This window comes from Sphingomonas sp. CARO-RG-8B-R24-01, from assembly GCF_022662295.1.
Taxonomy (GTDB): domain Bacteria; phylum Pseudomonadota; class Alphaproteobacteria; order Sphingomonadales; family Sphingomonadaceae; genus Sphingomonas.
In genome coordinates, this window is record NZ_JAKNQI010000001.1 from 1 (window position 1) to 20,813 (window position 20,813).

The 20,813-nt window shown below is 59.2% G+C and carries 28 protein-coding genes; 10 read left to right on the top strand and 18 right to left on the bottom strand.

All coding sequences use genetic code 11. The features are described 5' to 3' along the window. Positions 1–60: 60 nt before the first annotated feature. The 3 genes from L8G49_RS00005 to L8G49_RS00015 all read right to left on the bottom strand — a co-directional run bounded on the left by L8G49_RS00005 (position 61) and on the right by L8G49_RS00015 (position 1,416). Complete coding sequence (locus L8G49_RS00005) at positions 61–303, bottom strand: hypothetical protein (protein WP_242181548.1); 243 nt, start codon at positions 301–303, stop codon at positions 61–63. Between the two features lie 97 nt (positions 304–400). Continuing rightward, positions 401–832, bottom strand: a complete 432-nt coding sequence (locus tag L8G49_RS00010) for a hypothetical protein (protein WP_242181550.1) — start codon at positions 830–832, stop codon at positions 401–403. Between the two features lie 146 nt (positions 833–978). Then, on the bottom strand, positions 979–1,416 hold the full coding sequence (locus L8G49_RS00015; protein WP_242181552.1) for a helix-turn-helix transcriptional regulator: 438 nt from the start codon (positions 1,414–1,416) through the stop codon (positions 979–981). A 99-nt stretch (positions 1,417–1,515) separates the two neighbouring features. Here L8G49_RS00015 and L8G49_RS00020 point away from each other — a divergent pair, with 99 nt between their 5' ends. The 4 genes from L8G49_RS00020 to L8G49_RS00035 are packed head-to-tail and all read left to right on the top strand — an operon-like array spanning position 1,516 to position 2,582. Continuing rightward, positions 1,516–1,719: a hypothetical protein gene (locus tag L8G49_RS00020; protein ID WP_242181555.1), complete on the top strand. Its 204-nt coding sequence runs from the start codon at positions 1,516–1,518 to the stop codon at positions 1,717–1,719. After that, on the top strand, positions 1,716–1,874 hold the full coding sequence (locus L8G49_RS00025; protein WP_242181557.1) for a hypothetical protein: 159 nt from the start codon (positions 1,716–1,718) through the stop codon (positions 1,872–1,874). The genes L8G49_RS00020 and L8G49_RS00025 overlap by 4 nt, the downstream gene beginning before the upstream one ends. Then, entirely contained in the window at positions 1,871–2,347 is a 477-nt protein-coding gene (locus L8G49_RS00030; protein WP_242181559.1) for a hypothetical protein, read from the top strand. The genes L8G49_RS00025 and L8G49_RS00030 overlap by 4 nt, the downstream gene beginning before the upstream one ends. 37 nt (positions 2,348–2,384) lie before the next feature. Beyond that, positions 2,385–2,582: a hypothetical protein gene (locus L8G49_RS00035; protein ID WP_242181560.1), complete on the top strand. Its 198-nt coding sequence runs from the start codon at positions 2,385–2,387 to the stop codon at positions 2,580–2,582. A gap of 30 nt (positions 2,583–2,612) precedes the next feature. On the opposite strand, the gene L8G49_RS00040 is transcribed toward L8G49_RS00035, so the two are convergent. From L8G49_RS00040 to L8G49_RS00050, 3 genes are all read right to left on the bottom strand, one after another. Continuing rightward, positions 2,613–3,260, bottom strand: coding sequence for a BRO family protein (locus L8G49_RS00040; protein ID WP_242181562.1), 648 nt, complete (start codon positions 3,258–3,260; stop codon positions 2,613–2,615). 182 nt (positions 3,261–3,442) lie between these two features. Beyond that, the gene (locus tag L8G49_RS00045) at positions 3,443–3,781 is read right to left on the bottom strand and encodes a trimethylguanosine synthase (protein ID WP_242181564.1); all 339 of its coding nucleotides are present in this window, start codon (positions 3,779–3,781) and stop codon (positions 3,443–3,445) included. After that, on the bottom strand, positions 3,781–4,239 hold the full coding sequence (locus tag L8G49_RS00050; protein ID WP_242181566.1) for a hypothetical protein: 459 nt from the start codon (positions 4,237–4,239) through the stop codon (positions 3,781–3,783). Before L8G49_RS00050 ends, L8G49_RS00045 begins: the two co-directional genes overlap by 1 nt. 40 nt (positions 4,240–4,279) lie before the next feature. Here L8G49_RS00050 and L8G49_RS00055 point away from each other — a divergent pair, with 40 nt between their 5' ends. Genes L8G49_RS00055 through L8G49_RS00065 form a run of 3 tightly spaced genes read left to right on the top strand, consistent with a single transcriptional unit; the run spans position 4,280 to position 4,937 of the window. Then, complete coding sequence (locus tag L8G49_RS00055) at positions 4,280–4,564, top strand: phage antirepressor KilAC domain-containing protein (RefSeq protein WP_242181568.1); 285 nt, start codon at positions 4,280–4,282, stop codon at positions 4,562–4,564. Further along, positions 4,561–4,755 carry a hypothetical protein gene (locus tag L8G49_RS00060; RefSeq protein WP_242181570.1) on the top strand — a complete coding sequence of 65 codons (195 nt, stop codon included), beginning with the start codon at positions 4,561–4,563 and terminating at the stop codon, positions 4,753–4,755. Before L8G49_RS00055 ends, L8G49_RS00060 begins: the two co-directional genes overlap by 4 nt. Next, a complete protein-coding gene (locus L8G49_RS00065) occupies positions 4,752–4,937 on the top strand; it encodes a hypothetical protein (protein WP_242181572.1) in 186 nt (61 codons plus the stop codon). The genes L8G49_RS00060 and L8G49_RS00065 overlap by 4 nt, the downstream gene beginning before the upstream one ends. A gap of 17 nt (positions 4,938–4,954) precedes the next feature. Here L8G49_RS00065 and L8G49_RS00070 read toward each other — a convergent pair whose 3' ends face one another. Next, a complete protein-coding gene (locus L8G49_RS00070; RefSeq protein ID WP_242181575.1) occupies positions 4,955–5,779 on the bottom strand; it encodes a hypothetical protein in 825 nt (274 codons plus the stop codon). 1,000 nt (positions 5,780–6,779) lie between these two features. Continuing rightward, positions 6,780–7,766, bottom strand: coding sequence for a hypothetical protein (locus L8G49_RS00075; protein ID WP_242181577.1), 987 nt, complete (start codon positions 7,764–7,766; stop codon positions 6,780–6,782). Between the two features lie 174 nt (positions 7,767–7,940). On the opposite strand from L8G49_RS00075, the gene L8G49_RS00080 reads away from it, so the two are divergent. Further along, complete coding sequence (locus tag L8G49_RS00080; protein ID WP_242181579.1) at positions 7,941–8,315, top strand: hypothetical protein; 375 nt, start codon at positions 7,941–7,943, stop codon at positions 8,313–8,315. 765 nt (positions 8,316–9,080) lie between these two features. Here L8G49_RS00080 and L8G49_RS00085 read toward each other — a convergent pair. The 5 genes from L8G49_RS00085 to L8G49_RS00105 all read right to left on the bottom strand — a co-directional run bounded on the left by L8G49_RS00085 (position 9,081) and on the right by L8G49_RS00105 (position 14,986). After that, a complete protein-coding gene (locus tag L8G49_RS00085; protein WP_242181581.1) occupies positions 9,081–9,824 on the bottom strand; it encodes a hypothetical protein in 744 nt (247 codons plus the stop codon). After that, on the bottom strand, positions 9,825–10,910 hold the full coding sequence (locus L8G49_RS00090) for a hypothetical protein (protein ID WP_242181583.1): 1,086 nt from the start codon (positions 10,908–10,910) through the stop codon (positions 9,825–9,827). After that, positions 10,907–13,123, bottom strand: coding sequence for a sensor histidine kinase (locus tag L8G49_RS00095; RefSeq protein ID WP_242181584.1), 2,217 nt, complete (start codon positions 13,121–13,123; stop codon positions 10,907–10,909). Before L8G49_RS00095 ends, L8G49_RS00090 begins: the two co-directional genes overlap by 4 nt. Next, positions 13,120–14,664 (bottom strand): N-6 DNA methylase, encoded by a 1,545-nt coding sequence (locus tag L8G49_RS00100; RefSeq protein WP_277922998.1) that lies wholly within the window; start codon positions 14,662–14,664, stop codon positions 13,120–13,122. Before L8G49_RS00100 ends, L8G49_RS00095 begins: the two co-directional genes overlap by 4 nt. Positions 14,665–14,773: 109 nt before the next feature. Beyond that, positions 14,774–14,986 (bottom strand): hypothetical protein, encoded by a 213-nt coding sequence (locus L8G49_RS00105; RefSeq protein ID WP_242181588.1) that lies wholly within the window; start codon positions 14,984–14,986, stop codon positions 14,774–14,776. Between the two features lie 190 nt (positions 14,987–15,176). On the opposite strand from L8G49_RS00105, the gene L8G49_RS00110 reads away from it, so the two are divergent. Both L8G49_RS00110 and L8G49_RS00115 read left to right on the top strand, forming a co-directional pair. Then, complete coding sequence (locus L8G49_RS00110) at positions 15,177–16,340, top strand: hypothetical protein (protein ID WP_242181590.1); 1,164 nt, start codon at positions 15,177–15,179, stop codon at positions 16,338–16,340. A 619-nt stretch (positions 16,341–16,959) separates the two neighbouring features. Further along, on the top strand, positions 16,960–17,511 hold the full coding sequence (locus tag L8G49_RS00115; RefSeq protein ID WP_242181592.1) for a PEPxxWA-CTERM sorting domain-containing protein: 552 nt from the start codon (positions 16,960–16,962) through the stop codon (positions 17,509–17,511). A gap of 77 nt (positions 17,512–17,588) precedes the next feature. Here L8G49_RS00115 and L8G49_RS00120 read toward each other — a convergent pair whose 3' ends face one another. The 5 genes from L8G49_RS00120 to L8G49_RS00140 form a co-directional block, all read right to left on the bottom strand. Next, positions 17,589–17,855: a hypothetical protein gene (locus L8G49_RS00120; protein ID WP_242181594.1), complete on the bottom strand. Its 267-nt coding sequence runs from the start codon at positions 17,853–17,855 to the stop codon at positions 17,589–17,591. 87 nt (positions 17,856–17,942) lie between these two features. After that, positions 17,943–18,185, bottom strand: coding sequence for a peptidase S24 (locus L8G49_RS00125; protein ID WP_242181595.1), 243 nt, complete (start codon positions 18,183–18,185; stop codon positions 17,943–17,945). Next, positions 18,182–18,448 carry a BrnA antitoxin family protein gene (locus L8G49_RS00130; protein ID WP_242181597.1) on the bottom strand — a complete coding sequence of 89 codons (267 nt, stop codon included), beginning with the start codon at positions 18,446–18,448 and terminating at the stop codon, positions 18,182–18,184. The genes L8G49_RS00125 and L8G49_RS00130 overlap by 4 nt, the downstream gene beginning before the upstream one ends. Next, a complete protein-coding gene (locus L8G49_RS00135) occupies positions 18,441–18,698 on the bottom strand; it encodes a BrnT family toxin (RefSeq protein ID WP_242181599.1) in 258 nt (85 codons plus the stop codon). The genes L8G49_RS00130 and L8G49_RS00135 overlap by 8 nt, the downstream gene beginning before the upstream one ends. A gap of 213 nt (positions 18,699–18,911) precedes the next feature. Continuing rightward, a complete protein-coding gene (locus L8G49_RS00140) occupies positions 18,912–19,490 on the bottom strand; it encodes a hypothetical protein (RefSeq protein ID WP_242181601.1) in 579 nt (192 codons plus the stop codon). Positions 19,491–20,813: the final 1,323 nt, after the last annotated feature.

A 20,813-nucleotide genomic window follows, 5' to 3' on the forward strand; every position in this document is an offset into this window, starting at 1 on the left:
GGTTGAGCGCGTCCATGTGCTGGATCGAGCGCAGGAGTTGCTTGCGGTTCTGCGGCGCATTCATGCCGCGCCACCGTCGACAATCACATAATGCGTGATCCCGCACTCATCGCCGTGGTCGCGGTTCCAGCGACGCTCCCATGCGCTCGCCCTACGCGGCGGTTGGGAGTGATCGAACTCGGCTTCGAATACGCACTGGACCTGCACCAGCGTTTGCGGCGGCAGCGGGCAGTCGCCCCCTGCCCATGCGATCGGTGTTGCTTTGTCCGCGAGCGCCGCGGCGGCGGTAGGGTCGTGAGACACGGTACGCTCCAGCGCCGCGGGGATGCGGCTTCTGTAGACCGTATGCGACGGATATATCCGTCAGTCAACGCTTTTGACGGACTTATCCGTCGGCATTTCAAAATTTATTGTTGCTGGTATCCGCCGTTGGAATAGGCGTCGCGCGACAAGTCCCCTCGTACTCGAAGACTTGCTTACCATCGCTGTCGATGGACGAAAATGTGCCTTCGCGACGGTCAATGAGTAGGATCTGCGTATCCGGCCCGTCCCCACCGGCTCGTCCTTGGATCAGGTGGGGATAGAACGTGACTCCGCATGAACCTTTCCACAGGTCGCAGAACGGGAAGGCCTTGCCTATCTCGCCGTTCCAATACGCTACGTCCTTTTTTTCAGGACTTAGAATGTATGTCCGAGTCTCGAGCCTCTTTGTGACGCGCTTGGTCGCGCGCTTAGTGATCGTCGTTGTCCCCTCGCATTTGATCGCGAGGTCGGGTTCGACCGCGTTTGCCGAGAGCGCCAAGGTAGCCAAAGCCAACAGAAAAATTGACATAGGAAAAACCCTAGACTTGTTGGAAAACTCGGAACAGATTGAGAACATGGCTGTTTCGAGACGAGTGAATGAGGTATTGTCCATCCCCGCCTGCGACGTAGGATGCGCCCCCTGCCTGCGATCCTGCGCGGTCGCAAATATACAACTTAGTTGGTGGTCGAGAGAGGAGGAGCGCCTGTTGCGAGGTCGTTCGATGAACCTTCATGAAGCGCTCGCTGACCTGGAGGAAGCTTCAGGGCACGTCCAACGGCTTCGGCGAGATATCGAGCGCGCTTGTCCAGCGATCCCCTCGGCATACCCGGCAGCATATCACGCAAGGCGTCTTCCAACTCGGCTTCAGTAGGCGGTTCCGCGCGCGGTTCCGATATACCAAAGACGGAGAGGTCGCTGCCCATGGCGTTCGCCAGGTTTGCCAACACTTTCATCGTCGGGTTCTTGTTCCGGCCATTGATAATGTCGCCAACGCAATCGCGGCTCTCACCGGCGTCTTTCGACAGGCCGCGTTGCGAAAAGTGGCCGCTCGATCCCGTAGCGTCGCTTAGCACCGCACGGATGCGCTCAAGATCGAATTCGGTCGCTGGCATGGGAGTCATATCCCACGCGGGCCCACTATCGCTCAAGCTACGGACATATCCGTCACTTCCCGCTTGATGAGACGGATATATCCGTCGCATTGAATGGGTATGGATGAGCTCATCGGCGATATCGAGGCGTTCTGCCGGACGCATCAGTTGAAACCCAGCCGGTTCGGCCGGGATGCTGTGAACGACACGACGTTCGTTCCGCAGCTGAAGACAGGTCGTGAACCGCGCAGAGCGACGATCGCGCGGGTTCGCACGTTCATGGCAACCTACCAGCCGGCCGCTGCGGAACGGGAAGCAGCATGATCCTGGAGGGCATCGCCTTTTGGGCTGTCGCCTCGGTCGGCACGACGCTGACCTTCTGCGGCTTGTTCGCTGCGGCGGATCGCAAAGCTTCCGCTGATCAGCGTGGCGTTGAGCCGGTGGATCATAATCATCATGCAGGGAGCGATAAGGCATGAACCTCGACCAGTCCGCGAATTTGCCGAGCCTCATTTCACGCGAACGCGGGCATGACGCTGTGCGCGATGCCCTGCGCCTCTACATCGGGCGCGGCCGTCGCTATTCGGTCAAGCAGGTCTCGAACGCGACGGGCGTCAAGGATCGCGTGATCCAGTGCGCCATGACGGCGTCTGAGGATCCCGAGTGCCGGCCGATGCACATCAGCGACCTGCTTTCGATCGCCACCTTCCTCGGCCCTGAGTTCACGACCGAATGGCTGATGCTCGCGCAGCAAGCCGCAGTCGCCCTTCCCGAAGCCGACGAGCCGGGCCCTGGCCAGCTTGCGGCCGACGTTACCGACGACACCGCGACGATCGTGCGCGCGGCGCGGGACGGCAAGTTCGATCGGGACGAGCGCCGCGACCTGCGGGCGGTCGGAGCCCGAATGATTTCGAACGGCGGGAAGCTGGTCCAGCTGCGCGCCACAAGTTGAGGTTGAACGCCGGAGCGACCGGCCAGGAGTAACGACAATGCCGAACAACGTCAGGGTGGTTGCGACGATGGTCGCATCCACCGGAGAAAAATTGCGCCCGGCGGCCGTATTGCCGGTGTCGCGGATCATCATCACCGGCGGCGAGCGCTTCGGCTTCTTGCCGATCAGCGATGCCCGCAAGGTTCCGGTCTCGCGCGTGCTGCGCATGAACCGCCTTATCCAAAGGGCCGCATGATGGCCGACCAGCTCGATATGGCTACCGAGATCAGCGACCTGTACCTTGCCCGCAGCATCCGCGCCGCGCGCCAGCCGGTCCCGGTCGGCGTCCCCGGAGAGTGCGAGCAGTGCTTCGAGGATAGCAAGCGTTTGATCGGTGGGCGCTGCGCGCCGTGCCGCGACGCGCGGGACCGCCGCCGGTGAGCGCGCCTACCCTCGCCGCATCCGTCACGCACAACGATCCGCGCGCTTCCGTGATACGGGCGAGCGCATCGGCTTTTGGCTGCAGCTCGTCCAACTTATCCATGCGGCCCATCAGCAGCGCGCGCAGCGTCGCGTTGTCGTCGAGATTCGCGGGGGCGATCGGGGCGCCATAAGTGCCGGTCCGCATGATAGTCGGCACGACGTCGGACGTGACCCATTTTCGCACCCGGTACGCCGCGGTTCCGGGCTTCAATGCGCCGCGACACCGCACGATAAGGGTCAGAAGCCCGGGCAGGCTGACGACCGTTGCCTCGGAACCTTGCCCTATGAAAACCTTAGCCTTCTCCGTTTCGTCGAGAGGCTTAGCCGCCACGGTCGGGTTCTTGATTCCGAGCATCGCACAGGCATCCGCCAAGACGAACCACGGCTGACCATCGCGATCGGTCACGCGTAAGGCTTGGTCGTCGAAAATCAGAGGCACAATCGCGTTCATGGCAATCTCCATGCTTGGGGTGCGGGGAATGTCAGGGGTGTTAGCGCTGCGGGGTGCAGCGCCTGCGGGGGGCAGGGGTGCCACCGTGACGGGCGTCAGAGTGATGGGGAGCGCTGCACAAGCTTTTCCCCGGATTGGGGAAAGGGTTCGGAAGGGGTTCGGAAATTGCCCGGCCTAAGCCGTCACATGTGCGTCACTTGTGACGTCACAAGTTGTTGCTTGGTCACCCGCGCGCCGGTCGGAACGCATAGCGGTGCACCGGTGGTTGTCGCGTCCCAGATCTCACCGAAGTGACGCGCGCCGCGGTCGACAATGTCCGTCGCTATGACGGCATGGCCGCGATCGGCGAACGTGTTGGTGATGTTGCCGCCGCCGCAGCATGGATCCCAGATCGTGTGACCTTCGAACGACACGGCGTCCGCCAGCTGCTCTACGCAAAAGCGCGGTTCGACGTACCAGTCCTGCGCCGCGCGCTCGAAGGCAGTCGACCGGTGATTCTGGGCTACGTTCCCGGCGGGCATCAGTACGCCTGCGCTTGATCGCGCTCGCGGCGGATCCGCTGGGCGTCGCGAACATTGGCGAGGACGCGCGCTGTGTGCGCAGCCGTTCCTGGTATCTCAGGCTCGAGTGCTGCTCGAGCATCGGCCGCTGACAGTCCGCTCCGGGTCAATGCTCGGTACGCTTCGACAAGATCGTCTGGTAACCACGGCAGCCAAGTCCGCGTGATCGAACGTGCGCGGCGGGCTTTCACCTCCGGAGTGGTGCGTGCGGCGAGCGCTTTGGCCTGCGACTCCGGCGTGTGAAGGCGGGTCGCGACCATCTTGCGGCCATGCTCCCGACGCCGCTCACGCTCGGCTTCCGGCATGTTGGCCATGTAGTTCGCCATGCGCGCACGCCGCGCAGCCTTGACCTCCGGCCGCGCCTGATACTCCGCGCGCGCCGCCGCGCGCTTGGCGCTGATGACGGGATCGTCCCGCAATCGCTTTGCGGCACACGACCGGCAACGCCCCTTCGAGCTCTTGCTGATCGCGACAGTACAGCCTTCTCCGATGCAATTTCGCGGGGTGAAGGCCTTGGCAGTCCCACCGCGTCGCCTGTTCGCCTGGCTTGAGGCGCAAAGCTGGATCTATCGCAGAAGTGAGGCGGGCCATTGGGTAGCGTTCGGGCCAAAGATCCAGGCGGGAATGCTCGAGCACAAGGGCACCACGATCCAAGTGCGAGGACGGCCTGACAAATGGGTTGAGCAGGTTATGGTCACCCCCAAAGGCTTGGCCCGGTTGGCTGAGCAGAAGGCCGGGCAATGACCGTTCACCCTCACGACACGCCCGAGCATCTGGCTTGCGTTGCACTCGATCTGTTCGGCGGCAACGTCATGCTCGCTATCGAACGGCTGGATCAGGCGTCGCGTGTCCTCAAGCACTGGAAGCGCACCGCGATCTGGACTGGCGATGTTATCCCCGACGATCCAACCGGGTCAGATGAGGTGGCCAAATGAGCGCGCTCCTCCGCATCCAGCGCCGCACCGAGGCGCATGCGGTCTTGATCGTCCGCAAGGGCATAGGCTGGCACACGGGTGTGGGTTCGATCATTACCGTTTCATCGCGAGGCGCGGGCGACCCGTTCGTAATGGAGCGCGGCGCGGTAGCCGCTGACGTCCATGCGAGAGCAGTTAATTAATAAAATAGCGAGCATCACTATTTAACGTTCTGGCGAGAGTACGCAGCGGATTGTTTCTGCGTCTCGTCGAACAGCTTGGTATTTTCTTGGCCGATAGCCGATCGGTCCGCCTGGATAATTTGCCAACGAATAATTTGATTTGCGGCACCGTAGATGTTGGTAAACGACGTATGGGCTTGGGGCAGGCGATGGGTAGCGAAAGCCCTTGTGGCAACCACGTGCGAGCGCCACTTCTCGGCGGTCAGGGGTTGTTCTGGCGCGCCGGTTTTCTCCCTTGAAAGTCCGTCCAAGACAGTGCGAAGCATGGCAGCGTAATCCTGCAACACCATGATATAGTCGCTGCGATCCAGATCGGGCAGGTCGATCCCCATCGATGCCATGATGAGTTCGGAATGGATTTCTTCAATGCGTGGGAGGACTTTGTCGCGCAGCTCGACGACCCGGTCAGGATGGCGGGCAGCCCAGCTCGCGCGATCATCATCGGGTTCGATTTGCAGCAGCTCGGACATCCGATCCTCGAACGTACTTTTCAGAAGTATTGCCCAATCGGTCTGAAGCGCCTGCAGCCGGACGCGAAGGATCTGCCCTGACTGAACCGATGAGGCGCGCTGCATTTCCCCCATTTGGCGATAAGCAGGCCACAGAGCCACCAACGCAACAACCACGGTAATTAATGCCCCGATGACGCTACCAGCGAAACCGATCCATGCTGCCGTCATTTCCTCTCCGGTCGGCAAAGCACGGACACCGGATACGATCCACCACACAAGCATGGCAGCGAGCGCCAACGCTGCGATCAACAGCCCGATCCAGAACACCAATGCTAGCATTTTGCGAACCATGATATAAAATCCGAGTGTCAGATACTGACCGCTATCGACGCAATAGGCTTCGTACGGATCGGCGCGTCAATCCTCTCACAAGCCGGGCCCGCACGCTTCCGGGAAACAGCACGGGAGAGTGCGACATGCTGAGGTGGGCGGCGAAGTCGACTGGCGGCGCTCGGGCGGTCGCATTAGCGGCCTGACGCGAAACCGGACCGGGGGGGGTGGCTCTGACTTCGGGGCGGGTCGCCGCCTTAGACCGGTATGGCTCTCACGCAGAGATTTTTTTCCGCTGGAGCGCGCCGGGGTGCGAACCTGACCCCATTTTAGAACTTGCGCATCGGCACCTTACCCGACTGACAACTACCAAACCGGCACGATTACTTGCTAGCAACCTAGTTTTCCGTACCGGCATACTTTAGTCAAAAAGTACGCACGTGCGAACCTGTGCGTACTTTTCGCGCCAAGTGCGAACCTAAAAGCCGTAATTTCCGCCAAAAACCGCAGAAGTCCGCCAGTTTTCGCAGGTTCGCACCTGCGTACTAGTGCGAACTTGGAGCGCGACCCCCGACGTCCACAGGAGAGTTTATGCGCACCTCGCTGGCGGCAATCTGCTGCCCAACGTGCGGCCAAGCGGTCGCCCCTGAGAGCACCGAAGACCCTGACGCCCTGACGCTGATGCGCGCCGCGTGCGTGATGATGGAGATCAGGCGAACATGGGATGATCACGTATCAGAACGCGATGCAGCCCGCCTTTTGTGTCGTTCGCCGTCGACGCTTCGCAACCGGCGCAGCATGGACAGGCCTATACCGTACCGCAAGCGCGGTGGCCGGGTCGAATATGCATTGGCGGACCTGTGCAGCTGGGGAGGGCCTGACCACGATCCAGAGGCAGACTAAGCCTTGCGTGGGCAGAATGCCGGCCGCCGACGCATCGCAAGGAACGTCAAATTTTGGTTGGAGGCCGAATGGCTGCTTTGGCGCACGAAACGACAGTATCGCCCTGTGGTGCCTGTGATTATGCGCGCGTAAAGTCGGTCCCGCCATCGGCCAAGATTACGTAATTAAAGGTGAGTGCATCCGGCCCATCATAGCGGGTATCGTCCTTGATGTCCCCAATCTGGGTGGCGGCATAAAGGCCGTTCTGATTGCGCCAGATAAGGACCTGCCCGGTGCGTGGCGACCGGTAGCGTGACGAAAAATCATAGCTGGCTGCATCTGTAACGGAGTCGATGCTGGTGGCACCTTGTGCAATGGCGATGGCGTCGATGCTGGCGGGATCGCGATAGGCGTGAATCAAGCTACCACCACCCTTTGACCAAGCCGTCTCGAACAGGCAGTGACCGTCACCCAGAGCATAGCGCCCGTTATTGTTAGAATAGTCCAATGTGACCGAGCCGCGATGGGCACGGCTATGATAGCGCGGGTTGATGGCGTCATCGGGAAGGGCGCGGACTGTCGTGCGCTCGACCGCCTCTTCGATGGCGGCAAGGCATGCGGCGGGAGTCATCACGCGGATACCCAAGGCTTGCGTCAGCTCAGGCGCGCGACGCAAGATCCCGCCGTCATCGGTGACGAATATATCGCGCCCTGCGCGGGCATGCCCGACAAGATGGTCGATATCGTTGATCTTGTTGCTGAAGCGCTTGTCGGCGGGAGTGAGCCCCGGCGAAAGGATACGCTGCACTTCTTCCGACAAACGCTCCGAGGCGTCATCTGCGAAAAAGTCACCGCCATCCCATGTAGAGGTATCCCAGCGCGCCACTGTGCCTATGATGGGGAATATGGCCAAGTGACGCAGCAGCTCGGCACGACGCACTTCATCGCGATCCTGCCGCAGGTCAGCTTCGACGCGGGTTGTGGCCGATAATTCGACGGTCCCAGAGAGAGCATAGCGAAACAGAGCCTGCAACTCTTCGACCGAGGTTGCCGATTGGCTCGCGGCATCGAAAAGGTTGATGACACAATTGGTGTCGATAGTGATTTTTTGTCGCCGCGAGGTCATGGCGGCATATCGCGCTGCAGGCCGTGAAACGTCAATGTTCGCAAGTGGGCGGAAGCGGAATGACCACTTTCTTCTGGTTTACCGTCTGAGGTGCCCGAATGCGCCCGATCGCTCCCGAACCGAACTGTCGCCTAAGCGACGTACGGTCAATGGTAGCGACCGACAGGAGGCACCATGACCCGCGCATATAGCGTTCTGAAGATCAAAGCCGTCAACGAAGGAGCGCGCACCGTGAAGGGTATCGCGACAACCCCTTCGGTCGACCGGGCGGGCGATATCATCGACCCGCTGGGCGTGAGGTTCGCCAACCCGCTGCCCTTCCTGTGGCAGCATCGGCATGACCAGCCCATCGGCACGTGCGAGTTCGGCCAGCCGACCGCGAACGGCATCCCCTTCACCGCGACGATCGCCAAGGCGCGCGATCGTGCTGGGGCGGGGCGTGCGGCCGGCGCGCAGGTCAGTCACCAGCGCTGGGTCGCCAACGGCCTCGCGACCGATGCGGGACAGGGTGATTCCCGTGTCGCGGTGAAATCTATCGATGCGCTGTAGGATTTGAGTTTTGGGGGCGACGGCAATTCGTGCCCTGTTATCGATGAATCGATACATGGTTGGTTACTCGCTTTTCGGCCTCTGACAGCCAGTTTTCCCGGTTACGGACCGGGTGCCGGGAGGGTCAGAGCCTGTAGCGAGACAGGTGGGGCGTTTTTCCCAAAGGGTATTGCATGGCGCCCGCACTCCCGACATAAGTCGTCGGTGAGTGATGGACGCCAATCCACCCTCTGTTTTCAACCCTCTGCCGGCGCCAACCGGGCTTGAGGATCTATCGCTATCCGGGCTCTGACACCCAACTGGCAACATGCCTAATTCCAACAGACTGCGCAAGCATCTCCCGCCAAGGGGATCGCTTTCGCGCATTCTGTAGTGGCAGGGAGCACTGGATGCGAAGGCGGATCATGCACGTTGCCGGCTTTGATAGCGCTCGGTATCTAAATTAACTGACATTGGGTTAAGAGCGGCCTGGCCGCTTCCGAGTGCCGTTCTCCGTAATATTCCGTTCGTCGATGCAATCTGGCAGGCGCAATAGCGCACCGAATGGGTAAACATTGGACAACGGCCTGTGTGATCAGACAGGAGAACGTAAGCTAGTCCCACGAAGCCGCTCGCGTAGCGATGCGCCCAGAGTCCCGACTATTCTCCGAGTTTCGGCATTAACGTGAAACCTGCCGTTACATTGATACTTTGATCCAGTCCCTATTTAATGGATCGGCGACGCGGCATTACTATCTATCTCAAGTCGCCTGCACGGTGTGTCAATCAAACCAGCATTGAGGGCCCAAACCAAGTCCGTCGAAATTTTTGATCTTGCAGTTGGGCAAAAAAGGGCAGCCAAAGGCGCGCCTGAGCGCTCTCGACCAAATCGAAATACTCAGGAAAGTTACGAAGGCGCCGCCAGATTGTTCCGTCATTCTGGCTAAGGCAAAAATCAATTGCCAATACTGGGTCGAGAGGAATAACAGGAATCCGTGGACCGGGACTTTGCATCAAGCCCCTCCATACTCCGGCAATGTTGCACGGGGCAGCAGGAAGGAAGTCGGCTGCGCTAAAGGCATCTTGTGCGTGCCCCCCTCGCTGAAAGTGGAACAGCGGGTGTGGCTCCTTCGATGGGTTGCCGCCGTCGACAGTCGTGCGCCGACTGGGAGCATACATATCGGTGTCGAGGCGCCAATGGTCCTGAAGATCGAATAGCGTCTCACCCGCATCCAGATAGCCCTCCACGCGAACCTGATATTCTGCTCGCCAAGGAGTTCCTTCTTCTTCTTTCCATTCAAATTGGAAATCGAGGTAAGACGCCTGAAGCTCGCAACCGTTTGGGTGCAGCCCCTGATTTCTTGGCACAGGCAAAGGAAGTTGGTTCCCCCTCATCTGGCGGTCCTTGGTCCACTGACTGCGGAACCGGCCCATATTAGTATCAAGCGCATCGGCGGTCGCCTGAGTAGCTGGCTCTCGGCGAAGCGCTGCGCTCATTCGTTCCATCTCATCCGGCAGCGAAAAAACCATTCAAGACCCGCGCGTGTAAATCTGGAGTCGCTTCATATCTTCCTTGTCGAGTGTGGGATCCTCACGATTCTGGAGTGCAATGCCCAAGGCGGCATATAGAGGGTCCAGCCACGAGGGCATGCTGCTACGGGGCTTCACCTTGACCGCGCGCGCAGGGTCAACAGGTACGAACTGCTGCCGCGCTTCTTTGCTGAGCAGGCAGTACCGCCAGGGGCGGTCACCGAGACTGCCACTTGGCATCTGGAGCGGCACGAGGTCGGCGGCTACCGCCGTTAACAGTTCTACGCGTTGAGCAATCGTGCATCCGGCGAGGGGAACATCCGCGCCAAGTTTGTCTTGCCACCAATCCTCTATGCCTCGCGCCCACCAACGCTTGAAGCATCCGCTGGCCACTCCACAATAGGCGTAGGCCGCGAGTTCGTCGGTTAAGGTCTGCCATCCTTGGGAAGCCGAACTGTCAACTCCGAGCCGCATCGCGAGCATGTCTTCGTCAATTAGCAGCCCGGGATGTATCATGACCCGAACGAGCGGACTTGCTTTGAGATGGACCCGGTCGCCAATGTCGAAATCAGACTGGAAATCAGTGCTTCCCCACTGGTACCATTGTTCCTCAGTTAGCCCAAGGACGTCGAGCAACCTTGCCCCTTCCACGTTTAAAGCGTCATAGAGCGCCCGTACGCCGATTAGCTTCGATTGCGCAGCCGGCCGCGCGTCAGCTGCGCTAAGACCGTCCTTCTCGATCTTGAGATCGAAGATATCGTCGCTGCTCGAGTCATGACCAATATTCTCGAGCACCTTTTCACGGAGAGAAAAGCGCACGATCGGAAAGCCTGGGAGTGTACGCTTCTGCTGAGCTACTCGGATATCCTGCGCCATCCCCGGCCCGGATTGCCGGCTGCCTTTCTCGTTCGAGAGATCGACGTCCATCAGCACGCCCGAAGGCGAAAAATTGCCGAGGCTGATAGCTGAGGCTGCTTCCTGAGCACTCAAAGCCACAATATTCAACGCATCGCCCTTGCTAAGGCCATCGGCAAACGCAGCTGCTTCTTGGGGGCTGTCGTCGATCAAAACCCAATCGGCAATCATTCCTCTTCCTCCGCCGGAACCCTAACCTCGATGCAGGTGGAATAGTTCTCGGGAGGATCGACCACTTCTATATCACCGCCGGCCTTGGATATGATTTGCTGGACGATCCATAAACCGAGCCCGGTTCCTGAGAATTGCTCGGTGTTGCTAGCGCCAGCGGGTGCTGCGATCCGGGTCGTGAAAAAGAGGTCGAACACCTGTTCTTTATAGTCGCTAGGAATGCCGTCCCCGGAGTCGCTAAACCGTATTACGACATTTCCTTCCTCGGACTTGGCTTCGACATGAATCAGTCGCTCTCCTTCGACGCGTCGCAGTGCTTTTAGCGAATTCGAGAAGAAATTAAGCAAGATGGACGCGATTTCCGCTGCGTGCATCGGCCTGGTGTAGAGAGCGTCATAGGGGGGTACGTCGATCGTTAGCTGGATCTCAGCCTTTTCTGCCAGCTTCAACACCCCTGCTTTGAACTCGCTGAGAGCCTTGCTGACGCTGACGGGCGCCAGTTGACGCACCGATCGCGCCGACGCGAGTTCGTTGAGATAGGCGGTCAGGGCGTCGAGGCGAGACAGCATTGACTTCGCGCGGTCTGCTTGTGTCGCAAAGGCATTATCATTTGCACGCGCCTCAAGCGCTATGTCGAACACAGCCTGAAAGTCCATTCGAACGGCTTCGAAAGTCATGCCCGTTTCATGGCTGAATTCAGACGTGGTCAAGCCGAGTGTTGCCAAAAGTCGAAGCAATGTTGCTTCGTCCGCAAGTTCCGCACGTTGTATTTCTATTAGCTCAATTGATTCCTCAATAAGGGCAGCGGAACTTTCCCCGTTAGAAGACCTTGGTTTTGCGGTATGATCGTCATCCCCGACGGATTGTTCAGTTCCGTTATTCTCGGCTGATTTCCGAGCATGATCTACTTCCGCATCGCGCGCCGCACGCGCAGCGTTACGGAGCTTTTCTAGGTTATCGTTAGCCTTCCGCTGGTTCGAGCCGCCAGCGCTCTGCTTGCGTCCGCGGTCCTGAGCGATGCGGTTCACCGCAGTCACGATCACTGCAGTGGCGAGACCGGTCAATTCGAGAAATGCCTCCTTTTCGATAAGGCCCTCGCGTGAGGTATGCTCTTCGAACTGTTTGCCCTCCGGATCATAGATTTCGATGACGCCGAAGAAGTTGCGATTGGCGATGGGCGCGAGCACGGAGCCACGTTGGGAATAGATCTGGTCGAGTCGCAGCCAGTCGTCTTCTGGTTCGCCATAAGGAACAACGCGAAAGCCATTGCGATAAAGCCTGATCCCACCCTCCGCACGAAGGGTGTCTCGAACGCGCGTATAGACGAAGCTCGGCAGCAACTCAGAACGGAGAATGAAGTAATGAGACTTCATAGCAACGTCTCGCAGGACCGAATATTTTGGCGGATTGATCGCGTCACGGTGACTGTGATGGATTTTTGCCCATCCCCGATCAGGTCCGAAGCGGTTTTGTGAAATGCGCCACTCCGCCGTTCCGCCTTCGTCGACGCGAAACTCTATCAGGGCATGGTGGTGGGATAGAATTTCACTTTGGAAATCAGCAACTAGGGTCGGATCAGCGAATAGATCGCCATTTCGAAGAAAAGAGACCTTGAACCCGGGGTCGGCGTTTGGACGCCGCTCGATGGTTGCAACCGGAAAGGGCTGCTGAAGCGCGAGAAGTCCACGCCAGCAGCGGCGGATTTGAGCGTCCGACCAATCGTCCCGGAGTTCCTCGATCCTAATCTCCGTTCCCCGCCGACGTGACGGCTCCGCGCCCAAATAAACTGGCACTTCGCTTAGATCACGCCCGCTTTCAAATTTCTGCCAGTCAACCACCAGTTCCATTCCCGGACTGGTGTCGTCAGTCCAAGTCCGCAGGCGAAGAACCTGGCCAAGGCGTTGCGTTGAAAAACGTCCGATACCTTTTCGGCCCGCCCGCTGACGCCCGAACATTCGTGAACGGGGCTCTGAGACTTTGAGTGTGCTAGCAAGGCGTAGAAAACCTGTAATTAGCTCCTCACGGCTCATTCCCGTTCCGTCATCCTCGATGACGAGCGCTCTACGTTCAAGCGTGACAGTTACATTTTGAGCGTCGGCATCATAGCAGTTTTTCACCAGCTCAATAAGCGCGGTTTCCTGCCGGCCAACCAATTCTCTCCCGAGACGGTCGATCAATCCCGCGTCGGTGGTGAAGCGCAGCTCCTCGCTCATGATTTAAACGTTCCGCGTCGTGTTTCGCGAAGTTTCAGCGCCTCATCCATCATCTCGACAGCTGCTTTCGGCCATGAAAGCCCGAATACTGGCGGTAAGAGAAGGGCGTCAGCGATCCGGCGTGCCACGTCCATATCTCCGGCGCGAATTGCGCGGTCGGCCTGTGCGAAGGCATCCCCTGATCGGACGCCATTGCGCAGAAGTATTGGGAAACGGCGTGCATCGGCTAGCTCGAACTTTAGGAGTCCCCCCCCATAGGATCTTCCAAATCGCTCTGCCGCTAACTGACCAAAGCTCGAGACCATGCTTAGCGCTACTATCTGTCGCTCGTCGACAGTCAGGTCCTGCAGAAACCGAACTTGGTGAAGCGTATTTGTGCATCGCAACTTAGTGGCACCGATCACAATCCGGGGGCCGACATCGTTCATATATGTAAAGATAGCGTCGCACCCCGGCCCGTGATCAACTTTCCACCAAGGTGATCGCTTATTGAGCCACAGGACCGATCGTCTTTTGTCTGGGGGAATGAGAGCCAGGCGCCTCCTGACGCCCACTTGCGTACGCGTGATGTCGCGCGGGGTGAGCAGCCATGTTCGTTCGCCGTCTCTCCCCAGATTGCGTAAGTCGTCCTCAGAGACCTCGAGGCTACGAACATGGCGAGCGCGGGTTGCGATGAGCGTCACATCATCAAGCGCGATTCCTGCCTCGATCCGTTCCGCTTCGGACATGAGGAAAACTTTATTTGATCCGGTCACGGCACCGATCGACAACGATGCAATTTCAGAAAGCTGGCGAGCGCCGAGCAAGGCTAGTGCAAAGCAGCGCGGCTTAATTTCCGCTACCTGGAGACCTGCGGCGGACCATCGCGTAGCCTGCGGCAACGCGCTTGAACCCTCGCCGTAACCGCGCGCAAATATTATGGCGCCACGTTCTTCGGCATGGTTCGACCACAGAGGCTTGTCGACGATCTGGCGAACCTCGACATGCTCGAACTTCCGACAAACGAGGTCCAGTGCCTCCCGCCCGTAGTTCGAAAACAGCGCGGCTCCTGGCACAATTGCAGCCATCCTTCCGCCCGGCTTGAGAAAGCTGATGGCGTGAAGCAAAAACGGCACCCACAGGCCGGCAGCGCCTTTGTAACCAAATCGGTCTCTCAGTCCGTCGCGTTCTGCCTTTGGAAGAGAATGGTTACGAGTAAATGGCGGGTTAGATATCACCCCATCTACCTCGCCGATGAGGTCATGGTCTGTGTCCAGGAAATTCTGTCTGATCAGAATGTGGCCAGGGGGGAGCCACCGTTGGACATCGGCAAGTGTCTTGTGATCAATGTCACATCCAACAAAGCGTAAGTTTGCTTGGTCCGAGGCGCGAAGGTTGGCGCGGACCAACGCAGCCCTCAGGAGCGCTCCGTCGCCTATGCTGGGCTCGAGTAGCCTTTCGACTCCTGTTTGGACTACCCATTCCGCAAGAGTGTCTGCCATGGTTCGAGGCGTATAGTATGCCGCCCGAAATTTTGTCTCGATTTGGGCGTGCGCGCTCATTGGTCCCCCTCAAAAATTGCGACGCGTCCGCAATTCTCGGGGGGTATCAGCTTTGGAGGGGAGCAGGCAATCCATCCCTATATAAAAGCGGCTTATCATCAGTATCGCTTCACAGGTCCGAGGCTGTGACATCAGGGGGCAGGAAAAGCGCCCCGTTTTCAACGAAAGCTCCGGCGCGCATCATTTTCTCCACGCCGTTGGCGACGATCGCGTCCTTGTGTGCCTCATCGAGGTCGCCGAACTGTGATCCGTCGACCGCGCCGCGGATCAGGATCGCGCAAAGCCCTACGGCCTCGGGATCGAGTGCGTCTGGGAGCTTCAACGGATTGCATCCTTGCCGTCGCGTCCGCGCTTCACTGCCAGCGTCCATCCGCAACGCCGAGGGCGCGGCCACTGTCGTTCCGACGGGCGTCTCAGGTGCTGGGATTAGCGCGCTATGTCGCCGCGCGGCCTACCCAGAGGACTGGTCGCAATCGTATGTCCGCCTTCTCGGCGCGCCGACCGGCGGCTGGGTGAACCAGACCAGCATCGCCTGCAGCTGGAAGGGCAGCGGTACCCTGACGCACAGCGGGAGCGTCAACCAGGTCAAAGGCGACCACACGTTGGCGTTCGATATGCCATCCTGGGGCGGCGCGGTGAAGAATACGTGGTTAAGCCTTTACGGGGTGAACGCGGCCGATCCGTTTCGCGAGTTCGAATGCCACGACGCGAAAAACGCCTCGGGTAACGAGTTCTCGAAAGAGGTGATCACCAGCTCGAGCAAGTACGCCGTCCTGCGCTTCATGGACTGGAACGAGACGAACAGTAGCCCGGCGCGCACGGCAGCGAACCGGCCCGATCCGCGGACGCTCGACAATCCGGGTCAGGCGCTGGAGAACCAGATGCGGCTAGCCAAGCTGGCCGATGCTGATCCGTGGTTCAACCACTCCTGGAACGACGATGCGACCTATATGCAGTGGGCCGCGAAGCAGGCGCACGACACGCTGCCGGCTGGTCACAAGATCTACGTCGAGCTCAGCAACGAGGTCTGGAATTTCCAGTTTTGGCAGGCGCAGGACAACCTCGCGGAGGCGACCACGCTGAAGATCAACTCGAACAACGGCTACGGCGCGTGGCAGAACTATTCGCGCCGAGCCATCGACATGTTCAAGATCTGGGAAACCGCATTCGCCGATCGCCCGAAGGATCTGGTGCGTGTCCTTGGCACTCAGTCCGCCTACTCCGAGGTCACGCGGCAGGAGATGAGCTACCCGGGGATTGCGGATCACGTCGACGCGATCGCCGGCGCACCGTATTTCAGCCATGACCGGCAGGTGCCGTACAGCGACGCCCTGTTGCAGGCCAGCGTGACCGATGCGGTAGCCACGCTCAAGACGACCTGCGACATCGCCCGCGCGAGCGCCCCCAACATCCGCTGCATCACCTATGAGGGTGGCCAGCACGAGCTGCCGACAGCGCTGCTCTCCCAAGATCAGTTCGAAACGCTCGAGCGCAGCCAATTCATGGCCGACATGTATACGCAGTACCTGAAGGCGATCTCGGCACAGGCTGACCTGGTCATGCTGTTCAACGACGTCGGCCCGATCAGCAAGTACGGCGCTTGGGGTGCGCAGGAATACGGCGGTCAGGTCGGCACGCCCAAGCAGATAGCCGTCGACAGGTTCCTAAAGGAATAAAAGCCGATCGGCGGGGGCTATTCCGAAGTCCGAGGAGGGTCCCTGCGCAATTATCAATCCGAGGGAGGCGGGCCACGGTAGAGGAATCATACCGCGGCCCTGGCCGACCCTATCTGTTGGGGGGACGAGATCGGTTGCCCACCATGCTAGGCAGATCGGTGGAGCATGCAACAGATTACGTTAAAACACTTTTTGACAAACCAGCGTTACACTCCGGTTCTGCAAGCATGACACTAATCGCTCGGACACTTAGGATAGCGGCCGGAGCGGGCTGCAGTTCGGCTCCCGCCTTAACTGCATCCTGGGCCGCGCCATGTGCTTATTTCTTGCCCCTAGCGCGGTTAGGTCCGCTGTTCACCATCTATCGCCGTTCCTGTTCCGCTCCAAAGCACGCCGATTGAAAGAGCGCGCACGTACTCGGGAGCAGCACCAGGCACGCAACAGTCTAACTACACAAGCCAAAGAGCGCCGCACGTCAACTCGAAGTATATGCGCTTGTAAGCTATTGTTTACACTTTGATTTCAGGAAAATTCTAACAATCCCGCTTTTCCGCCATTGGCACGGTTTCTGCACCGGACAAACGCGATGCGGCGCGGTGCCGTGCTCGAAGGGGATGCCATGAAATTGAATATGATTTTGCTCGCTGGAGCCGCCATGCTTGTTGGTACGGGTGCACAAGCCCAAACTCTCAGCAACTCGAACGCTAACGGCTATGTCACCACGACTGCTTTGCCGGGCACGTTCTCTCTAACGGGTGGCGACACTGGCTCGGGCGCCTTCGGAGAGACCTTGTATACCGACACTGCGATGGGCCCGCTTTCGATCATCGGGACCTTCAATTACCAGTCGTTTGATTTGGACGGTGGGGCTTATGACCCGGCTGGTTACATCCTTGGTGGCACGCACTACCAGCTTTCCAACAGCGGTGCTTCCACGAACGGAAGTTTTAGCTTCAATGTCGGTGCAGGCCAGACCTACGGTTTCTACGTCGACACGGTTGACAACGCCTTTGGACCGGGTCGCATTTCGGTCGTGAGCAATGCGTTCGCTGCCGCAACTGGCGCCGTCCCCGAGCCCGCCACGTGGGCGATGATGCTCGCCGGCTTCGGCATGATCGGCTTTGCTGCGCGTAAGCGCTCGTCGGTCAAGACTGCCGTCAGCTACGCGTAAACCGTTCAAGCAGATAGTGAGCCGCCGATCGCGAGATCGGCGGCTTTCTTATGTGGAGCTTCGACCGTCGGCCGTCGCTAGCTTCGCCAAGCCCCCGACTTCCCCAGCTGCACCAGGATCCCGTTGAACGCCCCGCTGACGTTCTGCGCCCGGCCGATCGGCTCGTCATAGCTGGCAGCCTCCCACAGGTTCGTCAGCGGCCAGCGTTCGGGGCAATGGGGCAGCAGCACGCGCAGGGCCAGGCGGACGGGGACGGTATCGACCTTCTCCCGGCGGCTGGCCTCAACCGCATCGCGCAGGATCTGGACGGCCAAGGCGATCGTAGTGCGGTCAGCGGAGCGCATGGCCCATTACCTTCAAACTCGCGGCGGCATGCGGAGCCAACGACAACGCCACGATCACCAAGATCGCTACCCAACTGACTAAGCCAATCAAGGCTCCCAGTCTTCCCGCTCGCCAAACATCCGCAGATCGACTCGGAAGTATCGCGCAAGCAGCTGCTGCTCGTCGACCGGAAGCCGCGCCGGCCCCGCGCCCCGCGCAAACCGCGACAGATAGCCGGACGGCCGGCGCAGCATGCGCGACAGGGCGGTGAGCGTCACACGGTGCTCGACGGCGAGCGATCGCAGCGTTTCGCGTACCTGGTCGGGTGTGGCGGCGACGATAGGCTTCAAAGACCAACGGCTTTGCGCACCGCCTCATTGATGCGGGTCTGCCAGCCGGGACCGTCCGCGCGGAAGCGATCAAGCACGTCCTTGTCCAAGCGAAGCGTGACGCTTTCCTTGTTGCTCCCTGCCGGGCGACCACCCGGCCGCCTTACGAGCGACGCAACCACGTGCGGCGGCAACACTTCAGAAGCTGGACGAGACCGAGCAGTTGTCTCCTCCGTCCATTCCGGGTTCTCATCGAAATCTTCGGGTGGCGGGGTCTTACTCATACCGGCGCATCTCCTTTTCCCTAGCGCGACGAAGGCTGATCAAACGTGATCCGTTGGGGGTCGTCACGAAGACAAGGCAATACCCCTTTCCGTTGATCCGACCGCGAGCCTGATAGCGAGTTTCGCCATATTCAAACCGGTCGTCGACGACGATATTTGGTTCGTCGTCGAACCCCGTGAATTCTCCAAGCGACACACCGTGCTTCGAGCGGTTCGCTGCGTCTTTCGCCGGATCAAACTCGTTTGCCATGCAGTTTATGTAACTACAGAAACCTATCCCGTCAAATGGTTTTTGTAGTTACGAAAAGAACACGTCCGCTACCGCGATGGCAAAAGCCATGGCGGCAAGCGGGGTGCCGTGCTGGACACACGGCAACCAACGGACCTCAGAGCCGTCACGCGCGGCTAGCCGCGCCGCTAACGCCCCGCACCTGCGCAACAGGCCAGCATGTCTATACCCGCATCACATAGCCTCGGCTTCTGATAGCATGGTTTCGACATACGCGAGAGCTAGGGGGACAACAGCTCCGGCGGTTTGCTCCGCCAAGTGTTTGCCTAGGTGCTCGCTCGGGGGGCGGTAGTCGACTCCTCTATCGCGCGCCGCATTCAACATCACCTCATGTTGGTGCACCTGAATATTTCCTAAGCCTTGCGTGATGCCGTACGGCCGCCCGAGATGGTCATAACCTATGCCCAGGCTCACATTCGAATCGATCCCGGCGCCGACGTACCCCGAGATCGAGAAGTCCGCTTGGGAGGAGGATCTAATGATCGTGTGCTCAGCCGCGTTGCGAGCATGGTGAAGGTACCGAAGGAGCTCGTCCGACTTTCGCTCCGCCTGCTTGCCCTCGAACCAGAGTTTCGATTTGGGGTCAGCCTTCGATGCCTGCTGGAGCTTCGAATAGATAGTGCCGTGATACTGGATGAAATCCAGCCAAGCGGACTCCCGCTCACCTGTCGTTGCATCCGAAGTGACTATAGCAGCTGTGAAGCGCAACTTCGCTAGGCGTTCTTGAGCCTGCGCTAATCCATCCTTATTCATAAACCCCTCCCACCTGCTGCCCCTCTGACCACATAGCGGCGGTAAATGCTTAATCAACCGCGCTAATTTGGCGGTCTGGCGGCTTCTATCGCAGGTAGCCCGTAGCCATGTTTTGGGCTTTTGAAGCCAAACAAAATCGTGGTAGGTGCAATTTTCGCTAGTAGAATGAAACCAAACCGATGTCCGCTACCCGCCAGAAATCGGACGTACGTGTACGGTGCTGAGCGCTCGGACGGAGCGCTGATAACGCCCAATGGCTTGATCCGCAGCTATGTGCATTGGTCGTTATCGCAGGTCCGGTCGGTCTAAAAGCGGACAGACTGGAAACGCCCAACTTCGGACGTTGCGATAGCGAATTGCTATGCCTAGAACCGGACGCGACACTGCGAGAGGGTGACATGAGGATTAGTACCGCTGTTACCGATCGTATCGGGGTCGCACTGGTCATTCTCGGCCTCATGGCGATGCCATTGGTCGCCTCCACCCATCTTCCAAGAATATGGCACGTGCTGACTTTGGTGCTTGGCTTCGTCATGGCTACTAGCGGCGGATACGTGCGGTCGCGTGCCCGACGGCGGAATGAAGCTGAAAAAATGGGGCAGCTTTAGACAGCCTTTGCCCAATAACTGACTGTCCGCTCTCCACCAAGTCGCGACATTCAGACGTTGCCGTCGCACCGACCGCTCCTCAAAGCCGACCGGCAGCTTTTGGGCGGTAAAGCGGACGGACCAGAAGCGCCCAATTGCGGACGTTAATCAGGCAGGCGCTTTCAGGTCGGTTCCGCAGCTAGGGCAGAAACGAGGTGGAAGCGAACGCACAAATGGTTTTCCAAAGGACGCGATCCGCCAGTGGCATGTCGGGCAGCGAGCTAGAAATTGAGCGTAGCAAAGCGACCCAATTAGCAGCGGAAAAACGATCCAAAACAGGATCGTAGCCGCCAACTCGTTGAAACTGGCTGTGATCACGGTGAGCGCCACGAGAGGCCAGCACCCAAACGTCGCAAAATAGAAACGAGACAATGGGCTCATACAAGATGGGTAGCGCCAAGACGGTCGTCACGCAAACGTGCGAAGACTCGAACGGCAGCTTCACACCAAAATCGGACGTACGTGTAAGGCGCTGAGCGCTCGGAAGGAGTGCTGATAAAGCCCAATGGCTTGAGCCGCAGCTATGCGCATTGGTCGTTATCGCAGGTCCGGCCGGTCTAAAAGCGGACGGACTGGAAACGCCCAATAGCAGACGCGAGCGCTTCCATGTAGCATCGTCTGATGGAGCAAGTTTTCGAAGCGATGATCAATGTCGTTGGCTGGATCAACGAGGAAT